Annotated in this window: 16 protein-coding genes; 8 read left to right on the top strand and 8 right to left on the bottom strand. The window is 68.1% G+C overall.

Features of this window, described 5'->3' with window-relative positions:
• Positions 1 to 169: 169 nt before the first annotated feature.
• From NQV17_RS32500 to NQV17_RS32490, 3 genes are read left to right on the top strand one after another with little or no spacing between them, the layout of a single operon-like run.
• Entirely contained in the window at positions 170 to 685 is a 516-nt protein-coding gene (locus NQV17_RS32500) for a type II secretion system protein (RefSeq protein ID WP_257775416.1), read from the top strand.
• Positions 686 to 694: 9 nt separating this feature from the next.
• The gene (locus NQV17_RS32495; protein ID WP_257775415.1) at positions 695 to 1,111 is read left to right on the top strand and encodes a type IV pilin protein; all 417 of its coding nucleotides are present in this window, start codon (positions 695 to 697) and stop codon (positions 1,109 to 1,111) included.
• Positions 1,108 to 1,722, top strand: a complete 615-nt coding sequence (locus NQV17_RS32490) for a type II secretion system protein (protein ID WP_257775414.1) — start codon at positions 1,108 to 1,110, stop codon at positions 1,720 to 1,722. Before NQV17_RS32495 ends, NQV17_RS32490 begins: the two co-directional genes overlap by 4 nt.
• 160 nt (positions 1,723 to 1,882) lie before the next feature.
• On the opposite strand, the gene NQV17_RS32485 is transcribed toward NQV17_RS32490, so the two are convergent.
• The 3 genes from NQV17_RS32485 to NQV17_RS32475 form a co-directional block, all read right to left on the bottom strand.
• On the bottom strand, positions 1,883 to 3,841 hold the full coding sequence (locus NQV17_RS32485) for a PhoX family phosphatase (protein WP_257775413.1): 1,959 nt from the start codon (positions 3,839 to 3,841) through the stop codon (positions 1,883 to 1,885).
• A 191-nt stretch (positions 3,842 to 4,032) separates the two neighbouring features.
• On the bottom strand, positions 4,033 to 5,226 hold the full coding sequence (locus NQV17_RS32480; RefSeq protein ID WP_257775412.1) for an ammonium transporter: 1,194 nt from the start codon (positions 5,224 to 5,226) through the stop codon (positions 4,033 to 4,035).
• Positions 5,227 to 5,479: 253 nt separating this feature from the next.
• On the bottom strand, positions 5,480 to 5,815 hold the full coding sequence (locus NQV17_RS32475; protein WP_257775411.1) for a hypothetical protein: 336 nt from the start codon (positions 5,813 to 5,815) through the stop codon (positions 5,480 to 5,482).
• Between the two features lie 194 nt (positions 5,816 to 6,009).
• On the opposite strand from NQV17_RS32475, the gene NQV17_RS32470 reads away from it, so the two are divergent.
• The 4 genes from NQV17_RS32470 to NQV17_RS32455 all read left to right on the top strand — a co-directional run bounded on the left by NQV17_RS32470 (position 6,010) and on the right by NQV17_RS32455 (position 8,524).
• Complete coding sequence (locus NQV17_RS32470) at positions 6,010 to 6,438, top strand: hypothetical protein (RefSeq protein ID WP_257775410.1); 429 nt, start codon at positions 6,010 to 6,012, stop codon at positions 6,436 to 6,438.
• Between the two features lie 90 nt (positions 6,439 to 6,528).
• On the top strand, positions 6,529 to 6,984 hold the full coding sequence (locus tag NQV17_RS32465) for an Rrf2 family transcriptional regulator (protein ID WP_257775409.1): 456 nt from the start codon (positions 6,529 to 6,531) through the stop codon (positions 6,982 to 6,984).
• 139 nt (positions 6,985 to 7,123) lie between these two features.
• Positions 7,124 to 7,765, top strand: coding sequence for an NAD(P)-dependent oxidoreductase (locus NQV17_RS32460; protein ID WP_044848025.1), 642 nt, complete (start codon positions 7,124 to 7,126; stop codon positions 7,763 to 7,765).
• A 288-nt stretch (positions 7,766 to 8,053) separates the two neighbouring features.
• Positions 8,054 to 8,524, top strand: a complete 471-nt coding sequence (locus NQV17_RS32455) for an Lrp/AsnC family transcriptional regulator (protein ID WP_044848024.1) — start codon at positions 8,054 to 8,056, stop codon at positions 8,522 to 8,524.
• Positions 8,525 to 8,612: 88 nt separating this feature from the next.
• Here NQV17_RS32455 and NQV17_RS32450 read toward each other — a convergent pair whose 3' ends face one another.
• The 3 genes from NQV17_RS32450 to NQV17_RS32440 are packed head-to-tail and all read right to left on the bottom strand — an operon-like array spanning position 8,613 to position 12,100.
• Complete coding sequence (locus NQV17_RS32450; protein WP_257775408.1) at positions 8,613 to 9,386, bottom strand: ABC transporter ATP-binding protein; 774 nt, start codon at positions 9,384 to 9,386, stop codon at positions 8,613 to 8,615.
• Between the two features lie 4 nt (positions 9,387 to 9,390).
• Positions 9,391 to 11,067 carry an iron ABC transporter permease gene (locus NQV17_RS32445; protein ID WP_257775407.1) on the bottom strand — a complete coding sequence of 559 codons (1,677 nt, stop codon included), beginning with the start codon at positions 11,065 to 11,067 and terminating at the stop codon, positions 9,391 to 9,393.
• On the bottom strand, positions 11,057 to 12,100 hold the full coding sequence (locus NQV17_RS32440; RefSeq protein ID WP_257775406.1) for a Fe(3+) ABC transporter substrate-binding protein: 1,044 nt from the start codon (positions 12,098 to 12,100) through the stop codon (positions 11,057 to 11,059). Before NQV17_RS32440 ends, NQV17_RS32445 begins: the two co-directional genes overlap by 11 nt.
• A 243-nt stretch (positions 12,101 to 12,343) precedes the next feature.
• Between NQV17_RS32440 and NQV17_RS32435 the strand changes: the two genes are divergently transcribed.
• Positions 12,344 to 12,505, top strand: a complete 162-nt coding sequence (locus NQV17_RS32435; protein ID WP_257775405.1) for a hypothetical protein — start codon at positions 12,344 to 12,346, stop codon at positions 12,503 to 12,505.
• Between the two features lie 164 nt (positions 12,506 to 12,669).
• Here NQV17_RS32435 and NQV17_RS32430 read toward each other — a convergent pair whose 3' ends face one another.
• Both NQV17_RS32430 and NQV17_RS32425 read right to left on the bottom strand, forming a co-directional pair.
• A complete protein-coding gene (locus NQV17_RS32430) occupies positions 12,670 to 14,037 on the bottom strand; it encodes an amino acid permease (RefSeq protein ID WP_257775404.1) in 1,368 nt (455 codons plus the stop codon).
• A 305-nt stretch (positions 14,038 to 14,342) separates the two neighbouring features.
• Complete coding sequence (locus NQV17_RS32425) at positions 14,343 to 16,634, bottom strand: FUSC family membrane protein (RefSeq protein ID WP_257775403.1); 2,292 nt, start codon at positions 16,632 to 16,634, stop codon at positions 14,343 to 14,345.
• Positions 16,635 to 16,652: the final 18 nt, after the last annotated feature.

The following is a 16,652-nucleotide window of genomic DNA, read 5'->3' as shown; positions in this document are numbered from 1 at the left end:
TGCGTCGCCGGCACCGGCCGAGCAGGCGGCCGCGGCGGCCAATGCGCCGGCCGCCGCGCCGGCGGCGCCCGCTCCGACGCTGCAGATGCCGGCGGGCGATATCCCGAACGAAAACCCGCTTCGCCCGATCGGGAAGTGAGCCGTGAACGCCCGCCACGCAGCGCCTCGCATGGGCCGAGTCGGCCGCGTTGGCCGGCGCGGCTTCACGTTGATCGAGATGGTCATCACGCTCGCGCTCGTGGCGATCCTCGCGCTCGCGATCATGCCGTTCTCCGAACTGATCGTGCAGCGTCAGAAGGAGCAGGAGCTGAGTGCAGCGTTGCGCGAGATTCGCACGGCGCTCGATGCGTACAAGGATGCGAGCGATGCGGGGCAGATCGAAAAGGAGGCGGAAGCGTCCGGCTATCCGCCGTCGCTGGCCGTGCTCGTGACGGGCGTGAAGAACGTCCGCGACCCGAAGGGCGGCATGTTGACGTTCCTGCGCCGCGTGCCGCGCGATCCGTTCTTCGCCGGCGATCCCGATACGCCGGCCGAGGACACCTGGGATGTGCGCGCGTACGGCACGCCGCCGGACCCGTCGGCCGACGCAGCTCCTGCCGGCATGGAGCCCGGCAAGGACGTGTTCGACGTGACCTCGAAATCCGCTCGTGTCGGCATCAACGGCATTCCGTACAAACAATGGTGACGGTTCATCATGAAACCCGTTCGCATGCGCAGGATCCGCGGCTTTACGCTGATCGAAATCGTGGTCGTGATGGCCATCATCGGGCTGCTTCTGACCTTGGCCGTGCCGCGCTACATGCACAGCATCGAGCGCGGGAAGGAACAGGTGCGGCGGCAGAACCTCGCGGTGATGCGCAATGCGATCGACCAGTATTACGGTGACAACGGGCAATACCCCGACACGCTCGACGAACTGGTCGCGAAGCACTACTTGCGCGCGGTTCCGGTCGATCCGGTGAACGGCGACGACAAATGGGCGACGATCGCATCGCCGGACGAGACCAAGCCGGGCGTCTACGATGTGGGGCCCGCGAGCGGTGTGCAAGGCGCGCCGCCGGGCGTGGCGGGAACGGCGGCAACGGCGGGCGTGGCCGGGGCGGTGAAATGAGCCGGTCCGGCCGGGCCGCGCGCGCGCGCGCGATGCATGCCCGCCTGCGCGGCGGGCGGCAGCGCGGGCTCGTGCTGCTCGCGCTGCTGATCGCGCTGATGCTGATGTCGATCGCGCTGGCCGGCGCGCTGGATGTCTGGTCGCTGCAGCGGCGCCGCGAACAGGAGCGGCAACTGCTGTTCGTCGGCGATCAGTACCGCAGGGCCATCGTCGCGTACTACCGTGTCGGGCGCGTATATCCGCAAACGGTCGACGACCTGCTGGACGATACGCGCTTTGCCACGCCCATGCATCATCTGCGCCGCGCGTATCCGGATCCGGTCAGCGGCAAGAACGACTGGTCGTTCCTGTGGCGGGCCGACCGGTTCTACGGCGTATCCAGCAGCTCGGACGGCGCGCCGATCAAGCGCGCGGGATTTCCGGATCGATACAGGGATTTCGAGGGCCTCGAAACCTATCGGCAATGGAAGTTTCTTTACCTCGCACCGGGTATGGCCGCATCGGCTGACGAAGCGTCGCCGGCGGCGCCGGCGCGGCCGGCCAGTGTGCCGAGCCTGTCCGGTTTTCCGGGCGGCTCGCTGCCCGGACAGGTGCCGACGGGCCTGCGTTGACGCGGAGTCGGCACCACGCGATAGAGGTCGTGCGCAAAAAAGCGCGACGCCCGCAACGGGCGTCGCGCGTAAAACGGCGTGGAGCGCCGACGAATGAAACGTGATGAAGAAAGAGGCGCCCGGCCAGGGGCGCCCGGCTAGGGGCGCCCGGCCAGGAAGCTCAGGCCTTCGCGAGCTTGATGCTGGTCGGCTCGGCCGTCAGGTAGCCGACGCTCGCGCCGAAGCGGTCCTTGTAGTTCGCGCGCACGAGCGGGTCGAGCGTCGCCTTGACCTTGTCGTGCAGCGGCGTCTCCCAGTCGCCCACGTGCTGGAAGTTGCTCATCACGTAGGTCCAGCCGTTGATCTCGTCGACCGCGTGCAGGCCCGTCGATTCGGCGCCGGCCGGGCACGACAGCACGCGCGCGAGCGATTTCGTGTCGACGTTGTACGCCCACAGGAAGTTGTTCACGTGCATGCCCGAGTCTTCGCCGATGAACAGCGTGCGCAGCTTCTCGGAGAACTTCAGGTTGTCGGGGTTCGCGATCTTGTCCGGGTTCGCGAGGTTGCCGAGCGCATCGGCCGCGGCGAGGTCCTCGCCGACGAGCGCGACCGGCGCGCCCATGTCGACCGGCACCCACTCGCTGTCGATCGCGCTGCCCGACGTGTCGCGCTGGCCGGCCTTCAGGTTCAGCGCATAGACGGCGCCCGCGGAGATCTTCTTGTCGACCGCGACGTCGCGCGACACCGCATTGCCGCTGACCATCGACGTCTCGATCCGCGACATCGCCGTGTAGACGATCTTGTCCTTCGCGTTGACCGTCGTGCCTTCGAGCTTCGTGAACGCCATGCTGCCGCCGATCAGCGCCGCGTAGCGGTGCGTCTCGAGGAACGCGGCCGCCTTTTCCATCCCGGGCTTCACGCGCATCCAGTTGAACTTGCCGCCGAAGTGGATCTTCGTGTAGCTCGCGTCGTTCGGGTCGGTCGTCGTCAGGTCCATGATGTCCGACGCCTTCAGCGTGTTCGCGAGCGTCTCGATCTCGCTGCTCGTCGCGTGGCCGATCCTGATCCACGTGAGCGTCGCGCTGCCCGCGCCGGCGGACGACGTCTGCGTCCACTTCGCGACGTACAGCGTGCCGGCCGACAGGTCGGCCGCCTTGTCGGCGACGAACATGAACAGGCCGCCGTTGGTGGCGTCGTCACCCATCATCACGGTGCGCTGGTCCGGCATCACCTGGATCAGCTCGTGCGAGATGCGGCCGAGGCAGTAGTGCTTCTTCACCGTGCCGGTGCCGTCCGGGTTCACCGTGATCTCGGGCAGGTGGCCGTAGTGGTAGGGGTTCGCCTTCGTCTCGTCGCCGAACGTGTTGCGGCTGAATGCCTTGAACTGCGCGTCGGTCGCGGCCTTCGTCGCATCCGGCTCGTATTCCTCGCTCGACAGGTGCGTGCCCCACGGCGACAGGCTCGCGCCGCACGTGATCCACAGGCCGTGCGCCTTCGACGTGTCGACGTTGTGATACTTGACGACCTTCAGCGCGCCGTTGGACGGATCCTGGTCGAGCGTGATCACCGCGATCGGCGACGGCAGCTGGCCGTACTGCGACGCGCTTGCCTGGTCGCGCGTCGTGTATTCGAACTGCACGACCGCGAACACCGTGTTGCCCTTCACGCCGGCGACGCTGGCGTTCTTCAGCGTCAGCAGCGAGCTGCCGTCCGGGCAGTCCGAGTAGAACTGGCGCTCCTTGCCCGCCACCGAGCGGTCGATGATCGGCTGGTTGTTGATGTCGTAATAGCCGCCCGCGAGCGTCGTGCCGCCCCGGCCGTCCGGCACCATGTCGCCCGTCACGAAGAACGGCCGGTACGCGAGCTTGAAGTTGCGCGACGAGCCGTCCGAGAACGACACCGACAGCGTCGAGCCGACCGTCGTCGTGGCCATCGCGGCCGCGTTGTCGAGCGTGGGCGCGGCCATCGCCGAGAACGCTGCCGACGTGTACGCGGCGGCCGGCGTCGCCGCCACCGGATTGTCGTCGCCGCCGCAGCCGGTCAGCAGGGCCGGCAGCGCGAGGCCGGAGAGGGGCAGCATGGGCGCGCCGGCGAGGATCTTCAGGGCCTGACGACGGGAAGCATTGGGCAACGCGGGCATGTGGAGTCCAGTTTCAGATATTGGAAGAATGGCCTTACGCGGAGCAGGCGATCAGCAAGCAAGGCGAAGGCAAGTTGAAAACTGGACCGAAGTGTAGGGACGCTAGATGAAAGTTTTTTGAATTGAAAACGTAATGATGTATCGAGCGTCCGTCAGGCGGGCTGCCGGACGCCGGTCGCAAGCGTTTGCGCTCAGTCGCGCTCGGGCGTCGCCGAGATGCGGTGGATCGACAGGTCGGCGCCGTCGAATTCGGCTTCGCGATCGAGGCGCAGCCCGACGGTCGCCTTCAGCGCGCCGTACACGAGCGTGCCGCCCGCAGTGGCGATCGCGATGCCGCCGAGCGTGCCGATCAGCTGCGACACGAACGACACGCCGCCGAGGCCGCCGAACGCGGGTTGCCCGAACACGCCGGCCGCGATGCCGCCGAGCGCGCCGCACATCCCGTGCAGCGGCCACACGCCGAGCACGTCGTCGATGCGCCACTTGTTCTGCACGCAGGTGAACATCGCGACGAACAGTGCGCCGGCCGCGGCGCCCGTGACGAGTGCGCCGATCGGGTGCATCACGTCGGAGCCGGCGCAGACGGCGACGAGGCCCGCGAGCGGGCCGTTGTACGTGAAGCCCGGATCGTTGCGGCCGGCCATCCACGCGGCGAGCGTGCCGCCGACCATCGCCATCAGCGAGTTCACGGCGACGAGGCCGCTGATCTTGTCGAGCGTCTGCGCGCTCATCACGTTGAAGCCGAACCAGCCGACCGCGAGCACCCACGCGCCGAGCGCGAGGAACGGGATGTTCGACGGCGGATGCGCGGCGATCCGGCCGTCCTTCGCATAGCGGCCGTGGCGGGCGCCAAGCAGCAGCACGGCCGGCAGCGCGACCCAGCCGCCGAACGCGTGCACGACGACCGAGCCCGCGAAATCGTGGAACGGCGCGCCGAATGCGTGCGTGAGCCAGGCTTGCACGCCGAAGCGCTCGTTCCATGCGATCCCTTCGAAGAACGGATAGATGAAGCCGACGATGATCAGCGTCGCGACGAGCTGCGGATTGAATTTCGCGCGCTCCGCGATGCCGCCGGACACGATCGCGGGGATGGCCGCCGCGAACGTCAGCAGGAAGAAGAAGCGCACGAGCGCGTAGCCGTTGTGCTGCGACAGCGTGCCGATGTCGTCGAAGAACTCGACGCCGTACGCGATCGTATAGCCGATGAGGAAGTACGCGAGCGTCGACACCGAGAAGTCGACCAGGATCTTCACGAGCGCGTTGACCTGGTTCTTCTTGCGGACCGTGCCGAGCTCGAGAAATGCGAAGCCCGCGTGCATCGCGAGCACCATGACGGCGCCGATCAACAGGAACAGTGTATCGACGCCGGATTTCAGACCATCCATGCCGTGGCTTCCTTGCGCAAAAAACGGGCGAGGAATGCAAGTATCGAGCCAACTTGGTGAACGGTTGCGTGCAATTGGTGCGGAGGGCCGTTGGGTGCGGCATTCCGGTGATGCCTGCACGATGACGGGGCAGGCCGCGCGCGGCACGGATGTCCTGACGAATGCACGTGCGTGGTGCGATGCGTGCGCAACTGGTGCGTGCGATGCGCGCCGCGGTGCGGCGTGGTGCGCCGCGATGCACCGCTCTGGCGCGTCAGCGGCGCGTGAACAGCGCGCGCGGGCGCCGCAGCCGCCACGCGCTGGCGCACCAGTAGGCGGCGACGGTCGAGAGCCCGAGTGCCGCGAACGACAGCGCGGCGAGGCCCGCGCGCGACGGGTCGTCGCCGTCGGCGGCGAGGATGCCTTGCCGGACGATCAGCGCGGCCGTCCAGAAGCCGATCACCGCCTGCGCGAGCAGCCGGGCGCACGCGACGCGGCGCGCTCGCCCGGCGTCACGCAGGCGTATCGCGGAAGGGGCGCGAAGACACAGGAACAGGGTGGCGGCAAGCACGGCGGCCAGCGTGATGAACCAGTCGATGAGGAAAGCCATGAAGGAAGCGGAAAGCGGATGGAGCGGATTGGAGCCTGCTCACTTTAGTGTCGGCGCGCGTGCGATTGAATCAGACAATTCCGAAATTGAAAGGCATTCTTAATCGGGAGTCGGCGTTGGCCCTGTTGCGGAGGCGGTATCATCGACACCGGTCCAACCCTGCAGGCCGTGCGGCGCACGGCCGGAGATTGCTGATGAAGATGAAGACTTCGCGGGCGCGTCGCATGCCCGGGTCCGTGCTGGCGGCCGCGGCCGTCGGCGCGGCGTTGTTGCTCGCAGGCTGCGAGAAGTCCGGCACGCCGGCCACGCAACCCGATACGGCCGCGAGCGCGGCCGCCGACGCCGCGAACAACGCGGCCAAGGCGCTCGACCAGGTGGCGAGCACCGTCAACCAGCAGATCAATGCCGCGAAGGCCGGCATTGCGAGCGCGGCATCGGCCGTGCCGCCGCTGTCCGCGAGCGGCCTCGCGTCCGCCGCGCAGGCGCAGATCGATGCGGCCGCTTCCGCGGTCGTCGCGCATGCGGCATCGGAAGCCGGCGCGAAGATCGCGGAGGCCGGCAAGAAGCTCCAGCAGTGGAGCCAGCAGAACGCGTCGGGTGCGAAGCCGGCCAGCGGCGAGTAGCGGGCCTTGCGCAATCCGATAAATGTAATTATAGTGATTACACATTGTCGCCGGCTGCGGTTCGGGCCGGCGTCGCCGAGTGAGTGAGGAATGAATACCAGCAGCCGGTTCGCGTTTGCCGTTCACGTGCTCGCCTTGCTGTCGATGCAGGAAGGCGCGCCGCTGTCGTCCGACATCATCGCGGGCAGCGTGAACACGAATCCGGCGCTGATTCGCCGTCTGTTGTCGATGCTGGCGGCCGCCGGGCTGACCACGTCGCAGCTCGGCGCGGGCGGCGGGGCGCTGCTGGCGCGCGAGCCGGGCGAGATCACGCTGCTCGACGTGTATCGCGCGGTCGACGATGCGCAGCTGTTCGCGCTGCACCGCGAGGCGCCGAATCCTGCGTGTCTCGTCGGGCGGCACATCCAGGGCGTGCTGATCGACTATATCGGCGACGCGCAGCGCGCGATGGAAGCATCGCTTGCCACGCGCACGCTCGCGGACGTCACGGCCGACGTGTTCGCATCGGAGCAGCGCGGCCGGCCGGCGGGGAACGCGAGCGGCTGAGCGCAGGCAGCGGCTGAGGCAGGGCAGGAGGCCGGATGGCGCGCATTGCGTGGCGCCCGGCACGACGGAGTGCGGCTCCGTTTTTTTTCGGTCTTATATGTAATTGCTGTAGTTACTTATTTATTTCTGGAGAATCGACATGACGCAACGTTCCTTGAACATCGCACTGTTTGGCGCCACCGGGATGATCGGCTCGCGCATTGCCGCGGAAGCCGCGCGACGCGGCCATCGCGTGACCGCGCTGTCGCGCCATCCTGGGGCGGCGGCCGACGGCATCACCGCGAAGGCGGCCGACCTGTTCGATGCGGCCAGCATCGCGGCCGCGCTGCCGGGCCACGACGTCGTCGCCAGCGCGTACAGCCCGAAACAGGACGATCCCGCGAAGGTCGTCGCCGCGGCGAAGGCGCTGGTGGAAAGCACGCGCCAGGCGGGGCTGAAGCGGCTCGTGGTGGTGGGTGGCGCCGGGTCGCTCGAGGTGGCGCCGGGCAAGCAGCTGGTCGACACCGAAGGTTTCCCGGACGCGTACAAGGCGGTCGCGCTCGCGCACCGCGATGCGCTCGACTATCTGAAGACGGTCGGCGATCTCGACTGGACGTTCTTCGCGCCGGCCGCGCTGATCGCACCGGGCGAGCGCACGGGCACGTTCCGCACGGGCGTCGGCAAGCTGATCGTGGACGCGCAGGGCAACAGCAAGATCTCGGCGGAAGACTACGCGGTCGCGTTCGTCGATGCGCTCGAGCAAGACAGCTTCGTGCGCGAGATCGCGACCGTCGCGTATTGAGCGGCATCGTGGCGAGGCGGCACGCGAGTGCCGCATTCGCCGTGAGCGGCGCGCGGCACGCAGCGCAGCCGCAGTGACCACGGGCGATTCCATCTCGACGGGTGGAATCGCCCGTTTCGTTTGGGCGCCGATGATTCATGGAGCGATGCGCACGCGACCCGTGCGCGACGCGGATCCGTCCCAGCCTGATTGGTATTTATCCCGGTCGACGCCGCGCAGCGGTTTCCATATTGTTCCCCGTCATGCAGGATGTATAGAAAAAATTTCTATCTACGAGGGACTGGGTAAATGGATGCCATCGATCGCAAGCTGCTGGAGCTGTTGCAGGCAGATGCCACATTGCCGATCGCGGAACTCGCGCAGCGCGTGAACCTGTCGCAGACACCCTGCTGGAAGCGCGTGCAGCGGCTCAAGGAAACCGGCGCGATCCGCGCGCAGGTCGCGCTGTGCGATCCGCGCAAGCTCGGGGTCGGCACGACCGTGTTCGTCGCGATCCGCACGAACCAGCACACCGAGGAGTGGGCGCAGCGTTTCACGCAAGTCGTGTGCGACATGCCGGAAGTCGTCGAGGTCTATCGGATGAGCGGCGAGACCGACTATCTGCTGCGGGTGGTGGTGGCCGGCATCGACGATTTCGATCGCGTGTACAAGCAACTGATCCGCGCGGTGCCGCTGTTCGACGTGAGCTCGTCGTTCGCGATGGAGCAGATCAAGTATTCGACCGCGCTGCCGGTGCGCGATCTGGCCGAGCCGGCGTAGCGCGCGGGACGGCAATGCATCGCGTCGGTACGGGAGGGTGGATTGCGTGTTCCTGCCGCCGAGGCTCGCCGTCGTCGTAATGGCCCGCTCAGCGGCCGCGCGCCATGGCGCGTGCGCGTTCGTCCGCCAGCGCGTCGCGGCGCACGAACTCCGCGACGAACGGGCTGGCCGGCTGGTGATGCAGCGCGTACGGCGTGTCCCATTGCGCGAGCCGGCCGTCTTTCATCACGCCGATCCGGTCGGCGATCGCGAACGCTTCAGCCTGGTTGTGCGTGACGAGGATCGCGGTGTGACCCGTGCGCTTGAGGATGTCGCGCAGCTCGAACGCGAGCCGCTCGCGCGTATCGACGTCGAGATTCGAAAACGGCTCGTCGAGCAGCAGCAGCTCCGGCGACGGCGCGAGCGCGCGGGCGAGGGCGACGCGCTGCTGCTGGCCTCCCGACAGTTCGTGCGGATACGCGCTGCCTGACGCGGCGAGGCCGACGAGTTCGAGCAGGTCCGCGACGCGGGCGCGCCGCTCGGCCTTCGGCATGCGCCGCAGGCCGAAGGCGACGTTGTCGGCCGCGCTCAGGTGCGGGAACAGCGCGTAGTCCTGGAACATCATGCCGATGCGCCGCCGCTCGGGCGGCACGTCGAGCGACGGTGCCGAGACGGGCGTGCCGTCCAGCACGATGCGCCCCCTGCGTACGGGCTCGAAGCCCGCGATCGCGCGCAGCACGGTGGTCTTGCCGCAGCCCGATGCGCCGAGCAGGCAGCCGATGTCGCCGCGCGGCAGCGCGAGGCTCAGCCCTTCGACCACCGTGCGGCGGCCGTGCGGCGTATCGTAGGCGACGCAGAGGTCGTCGAGTTCGAGCAGGTTCACGGTGTCAGGCTCCGATCTTGTGACGGGTGCGTGCGAGCAGGATCACGGGCACGAGCCCGGCCAGCACGATCGCGAGCGCGGCGACCGCGCCTTGCTCGTAGGTGCCGCGCGCGGCTTCCGCATACAGCCAGGTCGCGAGCGTGTCGAAATTCAGCGGACGCAGCAGCAGCGTCGCCGGCAACTCCTTCATCGCATCGACGAAGACGAGCAGCGCGCTCGTCGTGAGCGCGGGCCGCAGCAGCGGCAGGTGCACGCGGCGCAGCGTGCCGCCGGCCGTCTCGCCGAGCGAGCGCGCGGCCTGTTCGAGCGACGGCGGAATGCGCGCGAGGCCGGCTTCGATGCTGCCGGCCGAGATCGCGAGAAAGCGCACGGTGTATGCGATCACGAGCGCGGCCGCCGATCCCATCAGCAGCAGCCCGTCGCGGCCGAGCGCGGCACCCAGCAGCCGGTCGGCGGCCGCGAACGGGATCAGCAGGCCGATCGCGAGCACGGTGCCCGGCACCGCGTAGCCGAGGCTCGCGATTCGCGCGCACACGCGGGCCGGGCCCGCGCGCGCGCTGTCGCGCTGCGCGCGCGCCGCCCACGCGACGACCAGCCCGCACGCGAGCGTCGCGACCGTTGCGGCGGCGGCGATCGTCAGCGTGTTCGCAAGCCCGGTCAGCAACTGCGCGGATACGCCGCCGACGAGATGCAGCCGCTTGCCGGTCTCGACCGCGAGGTACGCGGCCGGCGCGCCGAAGCCGAGCAGCACCGGCAGCCAGCCGAGCGCGGCGGCGCTCCACGCGGCCGCGCCCGTCAGCTTGCGCGGTGCGAGCGGACGCATGCGCCGGCCGTGCGCGTAGCGCTGGCGGCGGCGCCCGTGGCGTTCGAGCACGACCATGCCGACCACGATCGCGAGCATCGCGAGCGCGATCTGCGCGGCGCCCGCGAGATCGGAGCGCGTGATCCACGTGGTGTAGACCGAGACGGTCAGCGTCTGCACGCCGAGGAATTCCGACGCACCGATGTCGTTCAGCGTTTCGAGCAGCGCGAGGCTCACGCCGACCGCGATCGCGGGCCGCGCGAGCGGGACGACGACGCGCCAGAACGTCGCGATGCGTCCGGCGCCGAGCGTGCGCGCGGCTTCGAGCAAGCTCGCGGACTGCGTGACGAACATCGCGCGCGTGCTCAGGTACACATACGGATACAGCACGAAGCCGAGCACGAAGATCGCGCCGGGCAGCGAGCGCAGGTCGGGCAGGCGGAACTGGCGCGGGCTGTCGAAGCCGAGCAGCCAGCGGATCGCGCCCTGCACGGGGCCGATCGGGTGGAGCAGGTCGAGGTACGCGAACGCGACGATGTAGGTGGGCACCGCGAGCGGCAGCAGCAGCGCCCAGGTCAGCATCCGGCGGCCCGGAAAATCGTACGCGGTGACGAGCCACGCGCAGCCGGTGCCGACTATCGTGACAATCGCGCCGACGCCCGCGAGCAGCAGCAGCGTATTGACGAGCGCCTGCGGCAGCACGAATTCGGCGAGGTGCTGCCAGTGCGCGAGATCGGCGCCGAGCGCGGCGGCGACCAGCACCGCGAGCGGCGCGGCGACCACCGCGGCGATCGCGACGGCCGCGCCCAGCCAGAGGCTGCCCGCGCGCGAACCCGGCGGCCGGCGGCGCGCGCGGACGAACGCTGCATCAGTTGTCAAAGCCGACCTTGTCGACGAGCTGGCTGGCCGCCTTGCGGTGCTTCGCGATGTCGGCCAGCGGCAGCGGGTCGACCTTCAGCGTGCCGAAGCTCGCGATCACCGGGTCGAGCTTCACGTTCGCGCGCACCGGGTATTCGTAGTTCGCCTGCGCATACAGCGCCTGCGCTTCCGGCGACACGAGGTACTCGAGCAGCTTCACCGCGTTGGCCTTGTGCGGCGCGTGCTTCGCGACCGTCGCGCCGCTGATGTTGACGTGCGTGCCGCCGCTTTTCGCGTTCGCGAACGTCGGCCGCACGACCTTGATCGCGTCGCCCCACTTGCGCGCGTCGCTGCCGGCTTCCGCGTTCTTCATGTGACCGACGTAGTACGCGTTCGCGAGGCCGACGTCGCAGATGCCGCCGAGAATGTCGCGCGCGACGTCGCGGTCGCCGCCCGTCGCCTTGCGCGCGAGGTTCGCCTTCACGCCGCGCAGCCACTTTTCGGTCGCGGCTTCGCCGTCGTGCGCGATCATCGCCGCGACGAGTGCCGTGTTGTACGGATGCTGCCCCGAGCGGATGCAGACCTTGCCCTTCCATTTCGGATCGGCGAGATCCTCGTAGCGGAACGCGTCGACCTTCAGGTCCTTCTCCACGTACAGCACGCGATCGCGCAGCGACAGCGCGTACCAGTCGCCCTGCGCGCCGCGCAGGTTCGCGGGGATCGCGTCGTCGAGCACCTTCGAGCGCACCGGCTGCGCGAGCCCGCCGTCGACGAGATCGAGCAGGTTGCCGATGTCGACCGTCATCAGCACGTCCGCCGGCGACTGCGTGCCTTCCGCCTTCACGCGCTCGAGCAGGCCGTCCTTCACGAACACCGTATTGACCTTGACGCCGCTCTGTTTCGTGAACGCGTCGATCAGCGGCTGGATCAGCTTCGGTTCGCGGGTGGTGTACAGGCTCACTTCCTCGGCCGCGTGGGCCAGCGGCGCGAATGTGGCGGCGGCAAGGGCGAGGGCGCCGGAGAGCGGCAGCAGGCGGGTGCGCGGATTCGACATGGAGACTCCGATGAGGCAGGCGGACGAGGAAGCGTTCCGGGGCGAGCCTGCCGCCCGAGCGACCCGAAACATTACAAAGCGAAAGATTTCGGATTCTAGATCGAAATGGGAATGATTATCAAATGAAAGGTGATGGAAAGTGCTGCGGAAGGAACGGGGAGGGGCACGGCGACGGGGCGTCGCGGCACGGGCGCAAGCGCGTAGAATGCCCGCTTCAATGAATTCGACGGAGCCGCACCGACCATGAACGATCAGCGCAAGAAGAACCCTGTCCGCAACGTGAGCATCCTGATCGTCGTGGCCGTGCTGCTCGTGATCGGGACGATCCTGTACAACGCGATCTCGGAGAAGCACGCGTACGACGAGGCCCATCCGGCCGAGGCCGCGAGCGCCGCGTCGCACTGACGCTGACGCGGATGCGCACGATCGCTGCGTGGCCCGGACGGGCGGCCAGCGATGTGCGGGTGGGAAGCGGGAAGCGGCGGCGGGCGACGCGCGAAGCGCCGCGTTACGCCGGGAGAGACGCGGGCGCCGAAGCCGGCGCGCCGCATGCAAGGATCAGGCGTGCGTCATCGTGACGCAGGCGCAAACTTCGGGCGGATCCGTGCGTAGAACACGGCCGCGAGCAGCGCGAGCCATGCCGCGCCGACGTAGAGCGCGACACGCGTATCCTCGAACCAGCCGAGCATCACGATCACGAAGCCCATGAACGCGATCGTCAGCGCGGGCGCGACGGGCCACAGCGGCACCTTGAACTTCAGCGCCGCGACTTCCGCGCTCGACAGGCGACGGCGCATCGCGACCTGCGACAGCAGGATCATCAGCCACACCCATACGGTCGCGAACGTCGCGATCGCCGCGACCACCAGGAACACGTCCTTCGGCATCAGGTAGTTGAGCAGCACGCCGATGAGCAGCGCGCCGGCCATCACGAGCACCGTGACCCACGGCACGCCGTGCCGCGACGTCGTCATCAGCACGCGCGGCGCCTGGCCCTGCCGCGCCATCCCGAACATCATCCGGCCCGCGCCGAAGATGTCGCTGTTGATCGCCGAGATCGCCGCGCTGATCACCACGAGGTTGAGGATCGTCGCGGCCGACTTCACGCCGAGCGCCGAGAAGATCTGCACGAACGGGCTGCCGTCGCTGCCGACGCCGGTCCACGGGCTGATCGACATCAGCACGACCATCGTCAGCACGTAGAACAGCAGGATGCGTGCGGGCACCGCGTTGATCGCGCGCGGAATCACGCGCTCCGGGTCCTTCGCTTCGCCGGCGCTCATCCCGATCACCTCGATGCCGCCGTACGCGAAGATCACGACCGACAGCGACGCGATCAACCCGCCGATCCCGTTCGGGAAGAAGCCGCCATGGTTCCACAGGTTCGCGAACGTCGGCACGTCGGCCGAATGGCCGAAATGCATGCCGGCGAGCAGGATCGCGACGCCGCCGCCGATCATCGCGACGATCGCGCCGACCTTGATGATCGACAGCCAGAATTCGAGCTCGCCGAACACCTTCACGTGGCACAGGTTCAGCCCGCAGATGACCGCGACGACGCCGAGCACCCAGATCCATTGCGGGACATCCGGAAACCAGAAGCCCATGTAGATGCCGAACGCGGTGATGTCGGCGATCGCGACGATCACCATTTCGAGCGTGTAGGTCCAGCCGGTGACGAAGCCCGCGAACGGGCCGAGGTTTTCGGTCGCGTAGTGGCCGAACGAGCCGGCGACGGGCTCGCGCACGGCCATCTCGCCGAGCGCGCGCATCACCATGTAGACGGCCGCGCCGCCCAGGATATAGGCCAGGATCACCGCCGGGCCCGCGAGCTGGATCGCGGACGCCGAGCCGTAGAACAGGCCGGTGCCGATCGCCGAGCCCAGCGCGAGAAAGCGGATGTGCCGCGCGCTCAGGTGGCGCTGCAAGTTTTTCATCGAGTCTCCGATATCGTTTTATGCGACGGACCGGGCGAGCGGGGCCGGTCCCGATGGCTCAAGTTGTCTATACAACTTAAATGTGAACGAATGATAACAAGCCGGGCGATGTGACCGGAATCGGGTATTCCCTGACTGGCGCAACCGGCGGAATCGGGCGTGGGGCCATCGCGCGACGGGCGCGGCGGGCTCTGTGGGGCGTGCGGGGCGGGCGGGGCATGCGGCGGAAGGGTATTGCGGGAGCGGGGCGCGCCGCCGGCCGGCCTGCATGCGCGGGCGGCCGGCGGCGGGACAACTTCATGCCGTCATGCGGGCAGGCGGATGACGCTTGCGTCCTTGCGGATCAGCAGCGACGACGCGAGCATCTGCTTGCACTGATGTGCGAGCACCTTCAGGTCGTGCGTGAGCTCGGCGCCCACCGCATCGGATTTTTCCGCGGACACGACCATCGCGTCGAGCTCGCGCGTGATCTGCTTCGTCGCGTCGAGCTGGTCGGCCGGCGGCGGCTCGCCGGCTTCCGCTTTCTCGAGGTTCTCGAGCACGGCGGACAGGCCGCGGCGCAGCGCATCGTCGTGGACGAGGTGCGCGTCGGCCGCGCATGCGCTTCGGATCAGCGGTGCGGCGGCGGTGATCTGCGCGCCGAGCACGTGCGTCTGCACGAGCAGGTCGTTCAGTTCGGGCACGAAGCGCTGGTGCGCCTTCGGCTCGATCATCATCCGCTGGAACGCCTGGCCGAGGTTCGCGAACGCGATGTGCACGTCCTTGCGCGCAAGGCGGTAGCGGTAGTCGTCGTCGAGGGTGGCGGCCGGTGTCTCGATCGCCGCGGCGACGATCGGCACGACCGCCGCGCCGTCGGCGGCCGGCACCGGCGGCGGCGATGCACCGCGCCCGGCGCGCCAGACGGCCTCGAAATACTTGCGGGTCGACGTCAGCATGTCGGTGACGAGCTTGCCCATCAGCCGGTATTCCCAGTACGGGAACAGGCGGCTCGCGGCGATCGCGATCATGCAGCCGACCACCGTGTCGATCGCGCGCTCGCCGATGATCCGCATGCTGCCCGGCGCGAGCAGGTGGAACATCAGCAGTACATAAGACGACGTGAATACGACGCTCGCCGCGTAGTTGAACAGCAGCAGGCTGTAGCTCATCACCATCGACCCGAACATGATCGCGATCAGCAGGTGCGGCTCCTTGACCGTGTAGATCAGCGCGATGCTCGCCGCGCAGCCGATCAGCGTGCCGACGATACGCTGCGCGTTGCGCTGCTTGGTGAGCGAGTAGCCGGGCTTCAGGATGATGATGGTCGTCATCACGATCCAGTACGCGTTCGTGAGCGGCAGCAGCCGGCCGAGCCAGAAGCCGACCGCGACCGCGATCGTCACGCGCAGCGCGTGGCGGAAGCTCGGCGAGCGCATGTTCAGGTTCGAGAAGATCAGCAGCGGCGACATCCGGCGCCGCTGCAGGAAGCGCGTCAGCGCCTTGTCGATCTTCAGTTCGGTCTGCTGCGGGTCGGCATGGCCCGACAGGTTGCGGCGCATCCGGTCGATCAGGCGCGTCGCGCTCCAGATGCGCCGGAACGTCGCGAGCACGGCCGCGTAGGCTTCCGCGTTGGTGGCCGGGAAGCTCTTCTTGCGCATCAGCTCGATCTCGTACTCGATCGCGCGCAGTTCTGCCTTCACGCTGATGCGCGAATGCGGCGCGCGGTTCTCGAGCACCGCGAGGCCGATCTCCTCGAGATCGGCGGCCGCCTTGCAGATCAGGTCGCGATAGAAAATGATCAGGTCGGAGCCGCCGAACGTGTTGCGTATGAGCGGGTAGTCGGTATGTGCGCCAACGAACAGTTCGTGCAGGTCGACGCTGTTGATGAACAGGTTGTACATCGTCGCGCGGCCGGGATCGAGCTTGCCGCGGCGCAGCTTCGGCAGGTTGCGCAACACGATGTCGCGCGCGGTTTCCTGCGTTTCGACCGCGGTGATCTGCTTCGCGACGAGATTGCGGTAGCACTCGTCGAGATCGGCGTCGAGATCGTAGAACCGCGCGCGCGCGAGCAGGTAGTCGGCGCACGCGAACAGGCTTTCGGCGAGCGCCTGCTGCTCGATCCGGCGCGCCTGCCATTGCGACACGAGCGTCGCCCAGTACGTGTACCAGAGGCCGCCCGCGAGAATCCAGCCGGCATTGATGAACGCCTGCAGCGGCGTGAACTTCTCCTCGAGCGTCATCACCATCATGAACAGCGTCGCGAAGCTGATCTGCGGCCAGCGGTTGCCGTAGACGACGATCAGCGACAGCACGAACGTGAGCGGCACGATCGTCAGCCACAGCGCGAAGATGTTCGGCGTGGCGAGGCCGGTCGCGAGCGCGGCCAGGAAGCCGATCACGCTGCACGCGAGCATTTCGTTGTGCTTGTACTTCAGCGGGCCCGGCATGTCGACGACGCACGCGCCGAGCGCGCCGGTCGAGATCGTGAAGCCGAGCTCCCGGTTGTGAAACACGATCAGGCACAGCACGGCCGGCAGCGATACGCCGACCGCAATCCGCAGGCCGCCGAAGAAGTACTGGCTGTAGAAAAACTTTCTGATTTCGACCGAATAGCGCATCGATGGGCTGAATGACAG

The sequence above is a fragment of the Burkholderia sp. SCN-KJ genome, from assembly GCF_024656005.1.
Lineage (GTDB): Bacteria > Pseudomonadota > Gammaproteobacteria > Burkholderiales > Burkholderiaceae > Burkholderia.
Note: the sequence above shows the minus strand (reverse complement) of the source record. Positions and strands in the feature narration are given on the sequence as shown.